Annotated in this window: 11 protein-coding genes and 1 riboswitch; of the genes, 9 read left to right on the top strand and 2 right to left on the bottom strand. The window is 59.8% G+C overall.

Annotation, left to right across the window (positions count from 1 at the left end; genetic code table 11):
* The gene (locus DJ564_RS24850) at positions 1–4,866 is read right to left on the bottom strand and encodes a dermonecrotic toxin domain-containing protein (RefSeq protein WP_109634099.1); all 4,866 of its coding nucleotides are present in this window, start codon (positions 4,864–4,866) and stop codon (positions 1–3) included.
* A gap of 286 nt (positions 4,867–5,152) precedes the next feature.
* Here DJ564_RS24850 and DJ564_RS24845 point away from each other — a divergent pair, with 286 nt between their 5' ends.
* The 7 genes from DJ564_RS24845 (at position 5,153) to astE (ending at position 13,010) form a co-directional block, all read left to right on the top strand.
* Positions 5,153–6,373, top strand: a complete 1,221-nt coding sequence (locus tag DJ564_RS24845; RefSeq protein WP_109634097.1) for an aspartate aminotransferase family protein — start codon at positions 5,153–5,155, stop codon at positions 6,371–6,373.
* A 228-nt stretch (positions 6,374–6,601) separates the two neighbouring features.
* Positions 6,602–7,621 carry an arginine/ornithine succinyltransferase subunit alpha gene (gene aruF, locus DJ564_RS24840; protein WP_109634095.1) on the top strand — a complete coding sequence of 340 codons (1,020 nt, stop codon included), beginning with the start codon at positions 6,602–6,604 and terminating at the stop codon, positions 7,619–7,621.
* A gap of 59 nt (positions 7,622–7,680) precedes the next feature.
* Positions 7,681–8,706, top strand: coding sequence for an arginine N-succinyltransferase (astA, locus tag DJ564_RS24835; protein ID WP_109634093.1), 1,026 nt, complete (start codon positions 7,681–7,683; stop codon positions 8,704–8,706).
* Positions 8,703–10,172, top strand: coding sequence for a succinylglutamate-semialdehyde dehydrogenase (gene astD / locus DJ564_RS24830; RefSeq protein ID WP_178082356.1), 1,470 nt, complete (start codon positions 8,703–8,705; stop codon positions 10,170–10,172). Before astA ends, astD begins: the two co-directional genes overlap by 4 nt.
* Positions 10,173–10,332: 160 nt before the next feature.
* Positions 10,333–11,679, top strand: a complete 1,347-nt coding sequence (astB, locus tag DJ564_RS24825) for an N-succinylarginine dihydrolase (RefSeq protein WP_109634090.1) — start codon at positions 10,333–10,335, stop codon at positions 11,677–11,679.
* Positions 11,680–11,699: 20 nt separating this feature from the next.
* Positions 11,700–11,987 carry a hypothetical protein gene (locus DJ564_RS24820; RefSeq protein WP_033056735.1) on the top strand — a complete coding sequence of 96 codons (288 nt, stop codon included), beginning with the start codon at positions 11,700–11,702 and terminating at the stop codon, positions 11,985–11,987.
* Between the two features lie 12 nt (positions 11,988–11,999).
* Entirely contained in the window at positions 12,000–13,010 is a 1,011-nt protein-coding gene (gene astE, locus DJ564_RS24815; protein ID WP_109634088.1) for a succinylglutamate desuccinylase, read from the top strand.
* Between the two features lie 121 nt (positions 13,011–13,131).
* Here the strand turns inward: astE and DJ564_RS24810 are convergent, their stop codons facing one another.
* Positions 13,132–13,641 (bottom strand): 6,7-dimethyl-8-ribityllumazine synthase, encoded by a 510-nt coding sequence (locus tag DJ564_RS24810; protein WP_008071834.1) that lies wholly within the window; start codon positions 13,639–13,641, stop codon positions 13,132–13,134.
* Positions 13,642–13,743: 102 nt separating this feature from the next.
* A riboswitch (FMN riboswitch) is annotated at positions 13,744–13,915 on the bottom strand.
* Positions 13,916–14,112: 197 nt separating this feature from the next.
* Between DJ564_RS24810 and ltaE the strand changes: the two genes are divergently transcribed.
* Together ltaE and alaS are read left to right on the top strand one after the other, a co-directional pair.
* Entirely contained in the window at positions 14,113–15,117 is a 1,005-nt protein-coding gene (ltaE, locus tag DJ564_RS24805; protein ID WP_109634086.1) for a low-specificity L-threonine aldolase, read from the top strand.
* 146 nt (positions 15,118–15,263) lie between these two features.
* Complete coding sequence (gene alaS / locus DJ564_RS24800; protein ID WP_109634085.1) at positions 15,264–17,888, top strand: alanine--tRNA ligase; 2,625 nt, start codon at positions 15,264–15,266, stop codon at positions 17,886–17,888.
* Positions 17,889–17,967 lie beyond the last annotated feature (79 nt).

Below are 17,967 nucleotides of genomic sequence, written 5' to 3'. Positions count from 1 at the left end.
CTACTCGTCGATTTCGGACCCCTCTGAGGTGGAAACCTGCATTTCACCTCGGTTGATCACCTCTTCTACGCCAAAGTCTGCGCCTGTCTGTTCGAAGTAACTGATCAGCCGTACCAGGCTTTCCTCGGAAAACGTGTTGCCTCTCAACGTGATGTTTTCTGCAGTTTCAACCGGCAACTCCATCAGGTCGCTGGGCACTTCGGTAATCCCGTTCATGCTCAGGTCAGCCCAGTCCAGGTCCGTCAGTTGAAGCAGGCCATCGGGTATTTCCGTGATGCCGGTGTCATTGAGCAACACGGTCGCCAGTTCTGGCATTTGACTAAGATCAGGCGTACGCCCCAGCGGGTTGAAACCGAGGTCGAGGTAATCCAGCAATTCCATTCCCGCCAATGCATTGGCCGTTTCTGCTGACAGGCTGACACGGCAATTGGGAAGCGACAGTGAGCGCAGGCGCCCCATCTTGAATACCGCGTCGGGAATGTTGCCGAGTTCACACTCGCGCAGCCTCAGGCTTTTGAGGTTAGGGAAGGCGTCCAGGAAACGCCCGATGCGCGTCACGCCATTGGTGCTCTGTATCTCCAGAGCGGATACATGACTGAAGTCTGCACTCAGGGCCGGCAGTTCTCCATTGATGATCGGGCGGATGGTGAGCTCGTAAGTGGGCTCCAGCGCATCGTTGAAGTCATCCAGTTCCGATTCACGCTGCCAGCAGCGTTCCAGTGCCTGCTTGAATTCGTCGCGGTTGGCGTGCTCGATAAACAGTTGGAATGCGTTGAAGGGCTCGCCCGTCAAGGGGTGCTGGTCTGGAAGGTTGCTGGTCCAGGTCGACAAGTCATTTCTCAATTGGGTCAACTCTTCTTCCAGATGTGTCAGCGCGATCCGGCCCTCCTCAAGTGTTCCCGGCAATTCGTACACAAACTCGCTCGCCTGTTCGACTTCCATGCTCGGGTACAGCGCCCTGACGCGATCAATGTCCGACTCTGGGGCATAAACACCCATGTCGTAGGCGGTATCAAAATGGTGACGCTTGATCAGTTCGAGTGCTCTGTTTGAAAGCGGATTGTGCGTGAGGTGTATGCCCCGTTTGTCGTGCAGCGATGCCTCGAATAACTCGGCAGGTAACTCGCTGATTCGGTTGTTCATCAGCAAAAGGGTGTCGAGCTTTGGATGTTGCAGGGCGCCGGGCGGGATTTCGCTCAGGTGAGTGTCGCTCAGGTCCACGTGCACCAGTTCGCTCATCGTGTCGAAACGGGGCAGGGTTTCAAACGGATTTTTGTACAGGTCCAGCATGGCCAGTTTGTTCAATGCCATCAGTTTCGACCAGGTGGCCGTGTCGACCCTGATACCGCAATCGCTTAACACCAAGGCGTGCAGGTCTGGCATTCGGCTGATGGCGTCGGGGAGGGTGGCCAGCGAGAAGCGGCGCAATTCCAGACGGCGCAGCCCGCTGAAACCCTGTAGAAAACCGTGAATACCTTGCGCGGCATGATTGCCTTCCAGGGACAGTAAAGAGACATGGCTGAAATCGGCACTCAATGACGGCAAGTCACCGATGATCGGCTCTGCAAACCTGAGCACATATTGGCTAACCCCGTCCGGTGTGTCGAAGTCCCGGTCGGACTGTCGCCGCCAGCTGCGCTGGATTTCCTGAGCCAGCAATCGGCGATTGTTTCTCTGCGCTTGTTGATCCAGTTCAGTGAGCGGGCGTCCGGTTTCAGGATGAACAGTGGGGGCGTCATCGGCCCAGGTGCGCAGCTCCTGATGCAGTCGGACCAACTCCCTGTTCAAGCGTGAAAGTTCTACACGAGCGCCATCGGGGTGAAGCTGCAATGCCTGAACAACAGACTGCATTTCCTCCTGAGGCAGGTCGGGGTAAACCTCGCGAACACGGTTGTTGAGGGTGGGGGTCTCGCGGTTCATTCGGCTGTAGCCCTGCGTGCCACCGGGCAGGCGCATGGTGGTGGGGTCGTAGAACGGTTTTCGATTAGGGTTTTTTGCGAACAGTGTGCGTAATGCCGGTTGTTCCAGCGCGTGTTCGGCGATGTGCTGTTTAAGTGCCCGGGCGTCTGCGATCGACGGGTTCAGCTTGTTGCGTTGCACATCCGGGAGCGCCTGGAACAGGGCGTGATAAAAATCACCAGGCGTCGAATCGTTGTGTGGGAGAACCTGGTAAGTCCCGTCTTCAGCGCGAACCAATGTTTTGTGAGTGGGTGCATCGGGCTGGCCAATGCTGTCGCGCACCGTCCCCTCGGCAATGTAATCCCTCACTTCGATACGCAACTCGGCTGGCAAATCGGGCAGCGAGTTCAGGCTTTGCAAGGTCAGTCGGTGGGTGTCAGTGGTGTCCAGCGTGTCGGAATAAAAGCCTTCAAAGGCTCGTGTCGCGCGCACCGCCTCCATGGCTTTGAGCGCCGCGTCCTTGAGCCGTTGGGGCGTGCGGCCGTTGTGCAGCTGCTTTAATTCAGTGCCGGATGCATTGCTCACCAGTTCCTGGGCGATATCGGTGGGTAACCCCTGCACGTCGTCGATCAGTCGCTGGACGCGTGGTTCATCGGTTTTCTCCAATGCGCGATAGCGCAAATCGAACAGTGATTTGCGGTACTTGCGGGCGAGTTCGGCGCTCTGTTGCCTGAAGGCTGGCGTTTGGGCTTGCGGTGTCGGCATTGGCGTGTCGACGGGCCACGCGTCGTAGCCGCTCAGCAATTGATGCTGCAGGGGCACATCGGCGTTTCGATAGCGCTCGGGTTGATCGCTGCCGATCTGCTCGATAAAGGTTTCAATGTCCCGGTTGATCCTGAAGCGCTTGATCGTGTCGGTCAGCAGCGATGGCGGTCGATAGTGTTCGACATGCATTTCGCGCAGGGCATTGTCGTGGAAACCGCTGACCCGCAGGATCTGTTCGCGCTCGGCGCTGCTGAACGACTCGACGCTTTGGCCGAGACGGCGCATGACCGTTTCCCGATCCCAGTTCAGTGGTTGCTCCAGCTCGGTGTGCCAGGCGCCGTGATGGTTGTGCAGCAGCGATGGCTGATACGCATCGGCCCGGGTTGGATGCTCAATCTGAAACGCGCCCGAAGTGGCATCGGGTTTCACGGAATACAGTTTTCCCTCCAAAGGCAGCAGCTTCTTGCCCTCGAGGTGATAAAGACCAAGTTGATCCGGTTTTGCGCCGGCGGGCAGCGTCTTTGCTTGCTCGTACGCTGTCAGGTCCGGCTTCCAGTAGCGGGTTTTTCCGTTTGACATTGCGATGGGCTTGAGTGGGTCGACCAGCGCGACAGCTTCACGCGAGAGCAGACGGCTGAAGGTACCGGCAGCGATTGCGCCGCCCACCACGAATGTGCCCACCTGAACCACGGTCTCGACGAAGGCGATCAGATGCCCGAACGCTTCGGTTTTCAACCCTTCAGCCAGGTCTACGATGCCTTCGAAGGTGTCGTCGAGTAACTGGTAGGCCATATAACCGAGCATCAATTCGCCGAGAAACGGGACGAACGGCAATGCCACGAACGATGCGATTTCAAGGAGCGTTGAAGCCACGTTGCTGAAGGCGTCCCACAATGCCCATCGCGCGTTTCGGTCGGCAGAGGCGGTCGAGACAGCAAGTGTGCTGGCGTCGTTGAGGATCTTGTTCAGTTGTCGCTGATAGAGATGATTCCACAGGTTCGCGCTGAACGGCGTCATCGAAAACCGCAGATCGGGCCTGTCGATGGCCGTTGCGCGCCAGCTCGGCAGTGGCTCGCCACGCTTGTGTTGATGCCAGGTGACACGCTGGAGACGACAGTTCAGATCAGTGAAAAAATGGCCTCTTTCCTTATGCTCGACGAAGCGGCTGAAGAACGTCTGGTAAGCCGGGGCGCGCAGCTTGCGGGTCAACTCGGTCATGAACGCCAGGGTGTTCGGATATTCCTTGAGCGGATGTTCCGGATCGTCGGGAATGTAGGCAATGATCCGTGTTCCCTTGCGTACACGCTCCAGGCTCGCGGCGAAAATGACAATCCCGGTCAGCGCGGAGGACATTATGGTCAGGTCATGACCGTACAGGGATTGGCCACCCAGTTGCGCCCCCGAACGCCCTTCCAGAAGGCGCAGGATCGAGAGATAGGCATCCTCTGGAATATCCTTGCGGATATGCGCCATTTGCAGCGCGGCTTTGAGGGCCGCTTTTTGCGAGCTGATCACCTTCGTTTTCAACACCGCGCCGGCCACCGGGTTGGTCAGCCCCAGATTGTCCTTGAGATACGTGTTGTATCGGGCGCCGATGTCCAGTTCCCGGCACAGTCGCGCAAAGGCCGCGACGCCAAGCTTTTGCTTGACCGCCGGCAGCGTGTCGAACTGCCCGGTGGGCGAAGGTTTGGTGATGAATGTCGAGGCGGGCTCGTAGGCACCAGCCGTCGTTTCCGATTCCTGAAAGTTGTGCAGGGCGGCGTCGAGCAGCGATACGGTCCAGGTGCGCGCGGCGCCCGTCTTGATCCCCAGCCAGGGCACGGTTTGCGGGATGTACAGGCGCAGGAAGGTGGTTTTGACATCCAGTTCCAGATCAAACCGGGTTTTCAGGGCTGCTTGTAGAAGGGGCTCGGCAAAGGCTCGTGCGCTTTGAAGCTTCGACAGTGTTGCGTCCAGGCGATTTCGATGAGTCCAGTGTTCCTGGCTGATCTTTTTCAGCGACTGATGTTGCAGGGGCGTCGCGGTGCCATGCCATGTGGGAGTGGCAAGCGAGGTGTTCTTGAGGGCGCTCCGCGTTTCTACTGATGCTTCTAATACCCAGGCCGGCAGATTGTTGAACAGGTGATGGTAATGATCGTCCGGCTGCGTGACGTATTCACTGGCGGCGGAATCAGAAGGGCGATCGTTTTCGTGTTGACTCATGCGCTATTCCCTTAGCGTTTGGATGAGCCGCCAGCAAAACAGACGATGATGGGTTTCGTGCGGTACATATTTACCGCACCGCTCGACAAGCCTGCCTATAACCTGTGCCGGCGGTTTAAACTGCGCCTTTGCGACCCTATATGTCGCATTGCCGTAAACCCGGGAAAAACCGGGGTTTGCGCTATAAGAAGTTGTCGCTTGGCGGCAAGGCCGGGCTGAAAACTGTCCTTACAATCCTCACCAAGCTCGCCAGTTTCCGGCGAGTGTTCCTCATCAGGAGACTCCGATGTCCGTTGAGCACGCTGCGGTAGAACGCGCCGATTTCGACCAGGTAATGGTTCCCAACTATGCGCCTGCCGCATTCATCCCTGTGCGTGGTGCCGGTTCCCGTGTCTGGGACCAGTCTGGCCGCGAGCTGATCGACTTCGCCGGCGGGATCGCCGTTAACGTATTGGGCCATGCGCACCCGGCGCTGGTCGGTGCCTTGACCGAGCAGGCGAACAAGCTGTGGCACGTGTCCAACGTGTTCACCAATGAGCCGGCGCTGCGCCTGGCGCATAAGCTGATCAACGCCACCTTTGCCGAGCGTGCGTTCTTCTGCAACTCCGGCGCCGAAGCCAACGAGGCCGCCTTCAAGCTGGCCCGTCGCGTCGGTTTCGATCGGTTCGGCAGCGAGAAGTACGAAATCATCGCCGCGCTCAACAGCTTCCACGGCCGTACCCTGTTCACCGTGAACGTTGGTGGCCAGTCGAAGTATTCCGATGGCTTCGGTCCGAAAATCACTGGCATCACCCACGTGCCGTACAACGATCTGGCCGCGCTGAAAGCCGCCATTTCCGACAAGACCTGCGCTGTGGTCCTGGAACCGATCCAGGGCGAGAGCGGTGTCATACCGGCTGAACTCGAGTACCTGCAAGGCGCCCGCGACCTGTGCACCGCGCATAACGCGCTGCTGATTTTCGACGAAGTGCAGACCGGCATGGGCCGCACCGGCCATCTGTTCGCCTACCAGCATTACGGCGTGGTCCCGGACATCCTGACCAGCGCCAAGAGCCTGGGCGGCGGTTTCCCTATCGCGGCGATGCTGACCACTGAAGACCTGGCCAAACACCTGGTCGTCGGTACTCACGGCACCACGTACGGCGGCAACCCGCTGGCATGCGCTGTCGCTGAAGCCGTGATCGACGTGATCAACACCCCTGAAGTGCTGGCAGGCGTCAAGGCCAAGCACAACAAGTTCAAGGCTCGCCTGGAGCAGATCGGCGAGAAATACGCGATCTTCACCAAGGTCCGCGGCATGGGCCTGTTGATCGGTTGTGTGTTGAGCGATGCCTGGAAAGGCAAGGCCAAAGACATCTTCAACGCCGCCGAGCGTGAAGGTCTGATGATTCTGCAAGCCGGCCCGGACGTGGTGCGTTTCGCGCCAAGCCTGGTGGTTGACGACGCCGATATCGATCAGGGCCTGGATCGCTTCGAACGCGCCGTGGCCAAGCTGACGCAAGCCTGATAGACCCTTCGACGCCTGACATTTCAGGCGTCGATCCAAATTTTTGTTTCGGGCTGGATCAAAAGTGTGGGAGCTAGCCTGCTAGCGATGAGGGCCTGATAGCCAACATCATTGTTGCCTGACAGGACGATATCGCTAGCAGGCTAGCTCCCACAGTTGACTCTGAGTTGTTTCAGGGATGGCCCGGGATTTTTTCTTCTGTAAGTTCTGAGATTAAGGAGTGACACCATGCTGGTGATGCGCCCCGCGCAAATGGCTGATCTGGGCGAGGTACAGCGTCTGGCTGCGGACAGCCCGATTGGTGTCACTTCCTTGCCGGATGACGTTGAACGCCTGAGCGACAAGATCGCTGCGAGCGAAGCCTCGTTTTCCGCTGAAGTCAGCTTCAACGGTGAAGAGAGCTACTTCTTCGTCCTCGAAGATTCGACCACCGGCAAACTGGTCGGCTGCTCGGCCATCGTTGCCTCCGCCGGTTATTCCGAGCCGTTCTACAGTTTCCGTAATGAAACCTTCGTGCACGCCTCCCGCGAGCTGAAGATTCACAACAAGATTCACGTGCTTTCGCAGTGCCATGACCTGACCGGCAACAGCTTGCTGACCAGTTTCTACGTGCAGCGCGAGCTGGTGGGTTCGCCGTGGGCTGAGCTCAATTCCCGTGGTCGCTTGCTGTTCGTCGCCAGCCATCCGGAGCGTTTTGCCGATTCCGTGGTGACCGAGATCGTCGGTTACAGCGATGAAAATGGCGATTCGCCGTTCTGGGACGCGATCGGTCGCAACTTCTTCGACCTCAACTACGCCGCAGCCGAGCGTCTGTGCGGTCTGAAGAGCCGGACCTTCCTCGCCGAACTGATGCCGCACTACCCGATCTACGTGCCTCTGCTGCCGGACACTGCACAAGAAGCGATGGGCCAGGTGCACCCGCGGGCGCAAATCACCTTCGACATCCTGATGCGCGAAGGCTTCGAGACCGATCACTACATCGACATTTTCGACGGTGGCCCGACGTTGCATGCCCGCGTCTCGGGGATCCGTTCGATTGCCCAGAGCCGTGTGGTGCCGGTGAAAATCGGTGAGGCGGTCAAAGGTGCCGGTCGTCAGTACCTGGTGGCCAATGCCCAGTTGCAGGATTACCGCGCCGTGTTGCTCGAGCTCGATTACGCGCCGGGCAAGCCCGTGACCCTGGATCTGGAAGCGGCCGAAGCCTTGGGCGTCGGTGAAGGTGCCAGCGTGCGCCTGGTTGCGGTTTGATTGCCTAGAAAGCAGCGAAGTTTCGCGGGTGGCGTTGGCGGCCCGTTTGAGGAGATAGCATGATCGTTCGTCCCGTACGCAGCAGCGATTTACCCGCTCTGATCGACCTGGCCCGCAGCACCGGCACCGGCCTGACCACTTTGCCGGCCAACGAAGAACGTCTGGCCCATCGGGTCGGCTGGGCCGAGAAGACCTTCCGCGGCGAAGCCGGGCGGGGCGATGCGGACTACCTGTTCGTACTCGAAGACGATGACGGCCGCGTGGTGGGCATTTCCGCCATTGCCGGCGCCGTTGGCCTGCGTGAGCCCTGGTACAACTTCCGGGTCGGCCTGACCGTCAGCGCCTCGCAAGAGCTGAATATCTACCGCGAGATCCCGACGCTGTTCCTGGCCAACGACCTGACCGGCAACTCTGAATTGTGCTCGCTGTTCCTCCACGCCGATTACCGCACGGGCCTCAATGGCCGCATGCTGGCCAAGGCGCGGATGCTGTTCATCGCCGAGTTCCCGCAGTTGTTCGGCAACAAGATCATTGCCGAAATGCGCGGCATGTCCGACGAAGCCGGGCGCTCGCCATTCTGGGAAAGCCTGGGCCGTCACTTCTTCAAGATGGAATTTAGCCAGGCCGATTACCTGACCGGCGTGGGCAACAAGGCGTTCATCGCCGAACTGATGCCCAAATTCCCGCTGTACACCTGCTTCCTGTCGCCAGATGCGCGCAACGTCATCGGTCAGGTTCACCCGGACACCGAGCCGGCGCTGGCCATGCTCAAGAGCGAAGGTTTCAGCTACCAAGGCTACGTCGACATCTTCGACGCCGGCCCTGCGGTCGAGTGCGAAACCGGCAAGATCCGCGCCGTGCGCGACAGCCAGGCGCTGGTGTTGGCCATCGGCACACCGGGTGACGACGCTACCCCTTTCCTGATTCACAACCGCAAACGCGAAGACTGCCGGATCACTGCCGCGCCGGCGCGCTTCGCCGCCGGCACATTGGTGGTCGATCCGCTGACCGCCAAACGTCTTCAACTCAACGCCGGCGATCAAGTGCGCGCCGTTCCGTTGTCTGCTGCCAGGGAGTCGAAATAATGAATTCGCTATACATCGCAGGTGAATGGCTGGCCGGTCAGGGCGAAGCATTCCAGTCGCTGAATCCCGTGACCCAGCAAGTGCTGTGGACCGGCGAAGGCGCCACCGTTGCTCAGGTCGAGTCGGCCGTGCAGGCTGCGCGTCAGGCGTTCCCGGGCTGGGCCCGTCGCACCCTGGACGAGCGGATTGCTGTGCTTGAGGCTTTTGCCGCCGCGCTGAAAAACCACGCTGACGAACTGGCCCGCACCATTGGTGAGGAAACCGGTAAGCCATTGTGGGAAGCGACAACTGAAGTGACCAGCATGGTCAACAAGATCGCGATCTCGGTGCAGAGCTACCGCGAGCGTACCGGCGAGAAGAGCGGCCCGCTGGGCGACGCCACCGCCGTGCTGCGCCACAAACCACACGGCGTGGTCGCGGTGTTCGGGCCTTACAACTTCCCGGGGCACTTGCCGAACGGTCACATCGTGCCGGCGCTGCTGGCCGGTAACAGCGTGCTGTTCAAGCCCAGCGAACTGACCCCGAAAGTCGCCGAGCTGACGGTCAAGTGCTGGATCGAAGCCGGCCTGCCGGCAGGCGTGTTGAACCTGCTGCAAGGCGCTCGCGAAACCGGTATCGCCCTGGCGGCGACCCCGGGTATCGACGGCCTGTTCTTCACCGGTTCCAGCCGTACCGGCAATCACCTGCACCAGCAATTCGCCGGTCGTCCGGACAAGATCCTCGCGCTGGAGATGGGCGGTAACAACCCGCTGGTGGTTGATCAGGTCGCAGACCTTGATGCTGCCGTTTACACCATCATTCAGTCGGCATTCATCTCTGCCGGCCAGCGTTGCACTTGTGCGCGGCGCTTGCTGGTACCGCAAGGTGCATGGGGCGATACGTTGCTGGAACGCCTGGTGGAGGTCAGTTCGACCATTGAAGTCGGAGCCTTCGATAAGCAACCGGCGCCATTCATGGGCTCGGTGATTTCCTTGGGCGCTGCCAAAGCCCTGATGGATGCGCAGGAACAGTTGATGGCCAATGGCGCCGTAGCGCTGTTGGAAATGACTCAGCCACAGGCGCAAGCCGCGTTGCTGACCCCCGGCATCCTGGACGTAACGGCCGTGGTCGATCGCCCTGATGAAGAGCTGTTCGGTCCATTGCTGCAAGTGATCCGCTACGCTGACTTTGAGGCGGCGATCGCAGAAGCCAACGATACCCAATATGGTCTGGCGGCGGGTTTGCTGTCGGATTCCGAGGCGCGTTATCAGCAGTTCTGGCTGGAAAGCCGTGCCGGCATCGTCAACTGGAACAAGCAGCTGACCGGCGCCGCGAGCAGCGCGCCCTTCGGCGGCGTCGGCGCCTCGGGCAACCACCGCGCCAGCGCCTACTACGCCGCAGATTACTGTGCGTACCCGGTGGCCTCGCTGGAAACGCCGAGCCTGGTGTTGCCTGCGGCCCTTACGCCAGGCGTGAAAATGGCGTGATGCCTATCGCCAGCAGCTGGCTCCCACAGTGATTGGGTCGTACACAAAATGTGTGAACACCCCCGAACCTGTGGGAGCCAGCCTGCTGGCGATGGTCGCGATGCGGTCTTACTGAATAGTTACTCAAGCCATAACAACAGATTCTCGTGGAGCCTCGCTGATGAAATCCTATGAAGTCAATTTTGACGGTCTAGTGGGGCCGACTCATAACTACGGCGGTCTGTCCTACGGCAACGTCGCCTCCCAGAGCAACAGCCAGCAGTCTTCGAACCCGAAGGAAGCCGCGCTGCAAGGCCTGGCGAAGATGAAAGCGCTGATGGAAATGGGCTTTCAGCAAGGCATCCTGGCACCCCAGGAGCGCCCGGACGTTGCAGCCCTGCGCCGCCTGGGTTTCAGCGGTACCGACGCGCAAGTGATCGAGCAAGCCGCGAAAGACGCGATGCCGTTGCTGGTCGCCAGTTGCTCGGCGTCGAGCATGTGGGTGGCTAACGCCGCCACGGTCAGCCCAAGTGCCGACACTGCCGACGGTCGCGTGCATTTCACCGCCGCCAACCTCAACTGCAAATACCACCGCAGCATCGAACACCCGACCACCAGCCGCGTGCTGGGGGCAATGTTCGCTGACCAGAAGCACTTCGCTCACCACGCCGCATTGCCGGCGGTGGCGCAGTTCGGCGACGAAGGCGCGGCCAACCACACCCGTTTCTGCCGTGAATACGGTGAGGCCGGCGTCGAGTTTTTCGTGTTCGGTCGCAGTGCGTTCGACAACCGCTACCCGGCGCCTCAAAAGTACCCGGCGCGCCAGACCCTCGAAGCCTCGCAAGCCGTTGCTCGCCTGCACGGCTTGAGCGATGACGGCGTGGTCTACGCCCAGCAGAACCCTTCGGTGATCGATCAGGGCGTGTTCCACAACGACGTGATCGCGGTGGGTAACGGCGAGGTGCTGTTCTATCACGAGGACGCGTTCCTCGACACCGAGCAGATGCTCGCTGAACTGCAGGGCAAACTCGCAAAATTTGGTGGGAAATTTCAGTCAATCTGCGTACCGCGTTCCGCCGTCACCGTCGAAGACGCCGTTCGTTCCTACCTGTTCAATAGCCAGTTGCTGACCCGTCCTGACGGTTCGATGCTGTTGATCGTGCCGGAAGAGTGCCGTGGCAATGAGCGTGTCTGGCAGTACCTGCAAGGTTTGACCAGCTCCGGCGGCCTGATCCGTGAAGTGAAAGTCTTCGATTTGAAGCAGAGTATGCAGAACGGCGGTGGCCCGGCTTGCCTGCGACTGCGCGTCGCGCTCAACGAAACCGAACTGGCGGCCGTCAACCCAGGGGTTATCATGACGGCACCGTTGTACGGCACGTTGACCGAATGGGTCGACAAGCACTACCGCGACCGCATGACCGAAAACGATCTCGCGGACCCGCAGTTGCTGCTTGAGTGCCGGACGGCACTGGATGAACTGACGCAAATCCTTAAACTGGGCGCGGTTTATCCCTTCCAGATCAATTGAACGTCGAGAGCGTAAAAAACATGAGCGATACCCTGCAGCTGATCCTTGAAGACACCGACGGCACGCAACTGGAAACCTCCTGCACCCGCGTCGCGGTCATGTGGCAAGGCAAAGAGCTGTGGATCCAGCAGGACGGCCGTGGCCAGCTGCTGATCGGCGTGGACGTCGAAGAAGGTGACGCCGAATACGCAAACCTGCTGCTGCGCCCATTGGCGACTAATCTGGTAAGTCTGCAACTGGAAATGGAACCGGCTGAAGTCGGCGACGAAGACCACGTGCACGGCCCGGATTGCGCACACGACCACTAAGGAAACCGCTCTATGCTCGCCCTCGGCAAACTGCTTGAACTGACCCTCGCCGGCCGCGAACCGGCGGAGAAGACTCAACTGACTGTCGAAGGCGTACGCATGCGCTGGTTGAGCGAAGGTGCGCTGGAAGTCCGGCCACCTGAGGCTCGTGATAACGGCCTGGACCTGCTGCTGTCAGCGGGTATCCATGGCAACGAAACAGCGCCGATCGAGCTGCTCGATCGCCTGTTGCATGACATCGCCCGCGGTGATTTGAAGCCGCGCGCACGTATTCTGTTCCTGTTCGGGAACCCGGAAGCGATTCGCAAAGGCGAGCGTTTCGTCGAGCAGGACGTCAACCGGCTGTTCAACGGCCGTCACGAACAAACCAGCGGTTCCGAAGCGCTGCGCGCCTGTGAGCTGGAGCGGTTGGCGGCGAGTTTTTTCAGCCTGCCGGATCGTGGGCGTCTGCACTACGATCTGCACACGGCGATACGCGGCTCGAAAATCGAACAGTTCGCGTTGTATCCGTGGAAAGAAGGGCGCCAGCATTCGCGCCTGGAACTGGCCCGCTTACGTGCTGCCGGCATGGAAGCGGTGCTATTGCAGAACAAGCCGTCGATCGTGTTCAGCTCTTACACCTACGACAAGCTCGGTGCCGAGTCTTTCACCCTTGAACTGGGCAAGGCGCGGCCGTTCGGGCAGAACGACGGTGTAAACGTCTCGCTGCTTGAGACCCGCCTCCAGCAGATCATTGAAGGCACCGAGCCTGCGGTGACTGAAGAATGCCTGGACGGTTTGCAGTTGTTCAGCGTGGCGCGGGAAATCATCAAGCACAGCGACAGCTTCCGCCTGAACCTGCCGGCGGACATCGAGAACTTTTCGGAGTTGGATGTGGGTTACGTGCTGGCCGAAGACATCGCCCAGACCCGCTGGATCATCGAAGAGAAGGGCGCCCGGATCATCTTTCCGAACCCCAAGGTCAAAAACGGCCTGCGCGCCGGCATCCTGATCGTGCCGACCACCGACGAGAACCTCGCCTGAATCCAACACATAACAAATGTGGGAGCTAGCCTGCTAGCGATTGCAATGTGTCAGTCACCCTGGTTATCGACTGACACTCCGCTATCGCCAGCAGGCTAGCTCCCACAGTTATGGCCGGTGTTTAGACGGCTACCGCGCGGGGCTCGCTGCGACGCAACGCCCGCATCTTGTGCAGCGTATCCGCGCACGTCTTCGCCGCTTCCTGACCTTTATGCACGAAATGCTCGAAGAAGAACTTCTGGTGCTCTTCGCCAGCGTGGAAGTGGTGCGGGGTCAAAACCACAGAGAACACCGGCACTTCGGTTTCCAGCTGAACCTGCATCAGGCCGCTGATCACCGATTGGGCGACGAATTCATGACGGTAGATGCCGCCGTCGACCACCAGGCCGGCCGCGACGATGCCAGCGTAACGACCGGACTTGGCCAGCAGCTTGGCGTGCAGTGGAATTTCAAAGGCGCCGCCGACTTCGAAGAAATCGATGTCGGACTCCTGATAACCCTGGGCAATCATTTCGGCAACGAAGCCCTTACGGCTTTGATCGACGATTTCCTTGTGCCAGCAGGCCTGGATGAACGCAACGCGCTCGCCCTGATGGTTTTTGCTTTTGCTATCGATTGCGGTGGGTTGCATGTTCTGACTCCTGTTTATGTAAAAAACAGGGCATATGAATCGAATGGGATTTAAGGGTGCGCACGCTCGCACGAATGCCCGCGGACGGCCCTTTGGCGCCAATCCCGTTCTCTCTTCATCCGGACTATGACCGTCGGCCCCGGGATCACACCGGGTCTGCTGACCTTGTCGCCAGACACCACCGAAGCCATGTCTGTCACCAAGCGCTCGCGGGCTATGCGCATTGCGCGCAATTACCGCCGGTGGGGAGTTGCACCCCGCCCTGAGAACGTTTTGCCGCCAGATTGTCTGGAGGCGAAGCGTTTTTAACACATATTTCCGAGCCGTGCATTGCTGCTATCTGATGATTGCTATCGACTTTTTCGCTTACTCGAAGCGTCTTTTCCTTCGCCTGGGGTTGATTAATCGTCGTCATGGCCGCAGTAATTCCCGACTGAAAGGGATTTTCCCCTGCTTTCCGAGGCCAGATTCATGAGCGTTATCGATCTTCGCAGCGACACCGTTACCCAACCGACCGCCGAGATGCTCGACGCGATGGCCAGTGCGGCCACCGGTGACGACGTCTATGGCGAAGATCCGACGGTCAATCGTCTGGAAGCGGAACTGGCAAAACGGCTGGGTTTTGCCGCTGCGTTGTTCGTGCCGACAGGCACCATGAGCAACCTGCTGGGCCTGATGGCCCATTGCGAACGCGGTGACGAATACATCGTCGGCCAGCAGGCACACACCTATAAGTACGAAGGTGGCGGCGCGGCGGTCCTCGGTTCGATCCAGCCGCAACCGCTGGAAGTACAGGCCGATGGTTCGGTGGACCTGGCACACGTCGCTGCCGCGATCAAACCGGACGACTTTCATTTCGCCCGTACGCGGTTGCTGGCGCTGGAAAACACCATGCAGGGCAAAGTGCTGCCGCTGGAATATCTCGCCCGGGCGCGCAGCTTTACTCGTGAGCACGGATTGCAACTGCACCTGGACGGCGCGCGGCTCTACAACGCAGCCGTCAAACTGGGCGTTGATGCCCGCGAGATCACTCAACACTTCGATTCGGTCTCGGTCTGCCTGTCCAAAGGCCTGGGCGCGCCGATCGGTTCGGTGTTGTGCGGCTCGGCGGAGTTGATCGGCAAGGCACGCCGCCTGCGCAAGATGGTCGGTGGCGGCATGCGCCAGGCGGGTCTGTTGGCGGCGGCGGGGCTCTATGCGCTGGATAACAACGTTCAGCGTCTGGCCGACGATCATGCCAATGCGCAATTTCTGGCCGATGAACTGCAAAAGGCCGGTTACGAAGTCGAGCCGGTGCAGACCAACATGGTGTACGTGAACATGGGTGACAAGGCTGAGGCGATCAAGGCTTTTGCGGCCGAGCGCGGGATCAAACTGAGTGCTGCCGGACGTCTGCGCATGGTCACGCACATGGACGTCAACCGCGCTCAAATCGAGCAAGTCGTGGCGACATTCGTCGACTTTTCTCGCAACTGATCGCCTTGGCGGTCCAATTGACCGTTTCTATCGTATAAACACGCTGTACCCCGCGCGCAGGGCCGATATAATGCGGCCCTTTGCCGTCGCTTCGTCTGTTGACGTTTCGCACAGGCCTTTGGCCGCAGCCTCCGTGGAAGAACCTAATGAAAAGCGCAGAAATCCGTGAAGCCTTCCTTCGCTTCTTCGAAGAGCAAGGCCACACCCGTGTAGCCTCCAGCTCTTTGATTCCGGGCAACGACCCAACCCTGCTGTTCACTAACGCGGGGATGAACCAGTTCAAGGACTGCTTCCTGGGCCAGGAAAAGCGCGCGTACACCCGCGCTGTCTCCAGCCAGAAATGCGTGCGCGCCGGCGGCAAGCACAACGACCTGGAAAACGTCGGTTATACCGCCCGTCACCACACCTTCTTCGAAATGCTGGGTAACTTCAGCTTCGGTGATTACTTCAAGCGCGATGCGATCACCTACGCCTGGAACTTCCTGACCTCCGACAAGTGGCTGAACCTGCCAAAGGAAAAGCTCTGGGTCACCGTCTACGCCAGCGATGATGAGGCGTACGACATCTGGACCAAGGAAATCGGGGTTCCGGCCGAGCGCATGGTTCGCATCGGTGACAACAAGGGCGCGCCGTACGCCTCCGACAACTTCTGGACCATGGGCGATACCGGCCCGTGCGGTCCTTGCACCGAGATCTTCTACGATCACGGCGCCGACATCTGGGGTGGCCCGCCGGGCTCGCCGGAAGAAGACGGCGACCGTTACATCGAGATCTGGAACAACGTGTTCATGCAGTTCAACCGCACCGCCGACGGCGTGTTGCACCCGCTGCCAGCACCGTCGGTCGACACCGGCATGGGCCTGGAGCGGATCAGTGCCGTGCTGCAGCACGTTCACTCGAACTATGAAATCGACCTGTTCCAGAGCCTGCTGACCGCATCGGCCAAGGCCATCGGCTGCACCAACGACGCTCAGGCTTCCCTGAAAGTCGTGGCTGACCACATTCGTTCTTGCGGCTTCCTGATTGCCGATGGCGTGCTGCCGTCCAACGAAGGCCGCGGTTATGTGCTGCGCCGGATCATCCGCCGCGCCTGCCGTCACGGCAACAAACTGGGCGCCAAGGGCAGCTTCTTCTACCAGATCGTCGCGGCACTGGTCGCCGAAATGGGCGAAGCCTTCCCTGAGCTGAAATCCCAGCAGGCGCACATCGAACGCGTCCTGAAAGCCGAAGAAGAGCAGTTCGCCAAGACTCTGGAGCAGGGCCTTAAAATCCTCGAACAGGATCTGGCCGAACTCAAAGGCGACGTGGTGCCGGGCGACGTGGTGTTCAAACTCTACGACACCTATGGCTTCCCGATGGACCTGACCGGCGACATCGCTCGCGAGCGCAGCCTGACCATCGACGAAGAAGGCTTCGAGCGCGAAATGGAAGCCCAGCGCGTCCGTGCCCGTTCCGCCAGCTCCTTCGGCATGGACTACAACAGCCTGGTCAAGGTTGATGTGGCCACCGAATTCACCGGTTACAAAGCCACCAGCGGTTCGGCGAAAGTCGTTGGCCTCTATAAAGAAGGCCAGGCGGTCGACGTACTGAGTGAAGGCGAAGAGGGCGTGGTCGTTCTCAATCAGACGCCGTTCTACGCTGAATCCGGCGGCCAGATCGGCGATTGCGGTTATCTGCAAGGCGGCAACGGCCGTTTTGACGTGCGTGACACCACCAAGACCGGCGGCGCGTTCCTGCACCACGGTGTGTTGGCGTCGGGTAGCCTGACCATCGGTTCTCCGGTTGAAACCCACGTTGAAGCCGATGTGCGTCACGCCACTTCGCTGAACCATTCGGCCACTCACTTGCTGCACGCCGCGTTGCGTAAAGTGCTGGGTGATCACGTTCAGCAGAAAGGCTCGCTGGTCGACAGTCAGCGTCTGCGCTTTGACTTCAGCCACTTCGAAGCCATCAAGCCTGAACAGTTGAAAGCGCTGGAAGACATCGTCAACGCCGAGATCCGCAAGAACTCCGCCGTTGAAACCGAAGAAACCGACATCGAAACCGCCAAGAAAAAAGGCGCCATGGCGCTGTTTGGCGAGAAGTACGGCGACAACGTGCGCGTGCTGAGCATGGGCGGTGATTTCTCCGTCGAGCTGTGCGGTGGCATCCACGCCAACCGTACCGGCGACATCGGCCTGCTGAAAATCATCAGCGAAGGCGGTGTGGCTTCTGGTGTGCGTCGTATCGAGGCAGTCACTGGTGCCGCGGCGCTGGCTTACTTGAACGCTGCAGAAGAACAACTCAAGGAAGCGGCCAACCTGGTCAAGGGCAGCCGCGACAACCTGATCGACAAGCTGTCGGCTGTGCTGGAGCGCAACCGTCTGCTGGAGAAGCAACTCGAGCAGTTGCAAGCCAAGGCTGCCAGCGCGGCGGGCGACGATCTGTCGGCCTCTGCCCTGGACGTCAAAGGCGTGAAAGTGCTGGCCGTGCGTCTGGACGGTCAGGACGCCAAGGCGCTGCTGGCGCTGGTCGATCAGCTGAAAAACAAACTCGGCCGCGCAGTGATCCTGCTCGGCAGTGTCCATGAGGAAAAGGTCGTTCTGGTTGCAGGCGTAACCAAAGACCTGACTGGCCAACTCAAAGCCGGTGATTTGATGAAGCAAGCCGCTGCGGCAGTGGGCGGGAAGGGCGGTGGTCGTCCAGACATGGCGCAGGGCGGTGGTACTGACGCTGGCGCACTGGATGCGGCACTGGCCCTGACTGTTCCATTTGTAGAGCAGGGTTTATAAGGCAGGGTGTCCGGCCCGCAGTCTAGTGGCGGGCCGGAACGCTGTTTGAGTGATTATTTGGGCGCCCTTCATGGGCAGA

The organism is Pseudomonas sp. 31-12 (genome assembly GCF_003151075.1).
Classification (GTDB): Bacteria; Pseudomonadota; Gammaproteobacteria; order Pseudomonadales; family Pseudomonadaceae; genus Aquipseudomonas.
The sequence above is the reverse complement of the archived record's forward strand: the minus strand, read 5'-3'. Positions and strand labels throughout refer to the sequence as shown.

What these genes read in the sequence shown, in the direction of transcription:
- DJ564_RS24850 (WP_109634099.1), bottom strand. Translation starts at nt 4,866, where the DNA reads ATGAGTCAACACGAAAACGATCGCCCTTCTGATTCCGCCGCCAGTGAA.
- DJ564_RS24845 (WP_109634097.1), top strand. Translation starts at nt 5,153, where the DNA reads ATGTCCGTTGAGCACGCTGCGGTAGAACGCGCCGATTTCGACCAGGTA.
- aruF (WP_109634095.1), top strand. Translation starts at nt 6,602, where the DNA reads ATGCTGGTGATGCGCCCCGCGCAAATGGCTGATCTGGGCGAGGTACAG.
- astA (WP_109634093.1), top strand. Translation starts at nt 7,681, where the DNA reads ATGATCGTTCGTCCCGTACGCAGCAGCGATTTACCCGCTCTGATCGAC.
- astB (WP_109634090.1), top strand. Translation starts at nt 10,333, where the DNA reads ATGAAATCCTATGAAGTCAATTTTGACGGTCTAGTGGGGCCGACTCAT.
- DJ564_RS24820 (WP_033056735.1), top strand. Translation starts at nt 11,700, where the DNA reads ATGAGCGATACCCTGCAGCTGATCCTTGAAGACACCGACGGCACGCAA.
- astE (WP_109634088.1), top strand. Translation starts at nt 12,000, where the DNA reads ATGCTCGCCCTCGGCAAACTGCTTGAACTGACCCTCGCCGGCCGCGAA.
- DJ564_RS24810 (WP_008071834.1), bottom strand. Translation starts at nt 13,641, where the DNA reads ATGCAACCCACCGCAATCGATAGCAAAAGCAAAAACCATCAGGGCGAG.
- ltaE (WP_109634086.1), top strand. Translation starts at nt 14,113, where the DNA reads ATGAGCGTTATCGATCTTCGCAGCGACACCGTTACCCAACCGACCGCC.
- alaS (WP_109634085.1), top strand. Translation starts at nt 15,264, where the DNA reads ATGAAAAGCGCAGAAATCCGTGAAGCCTTCCTTCGCTTCTTCGAAGAG.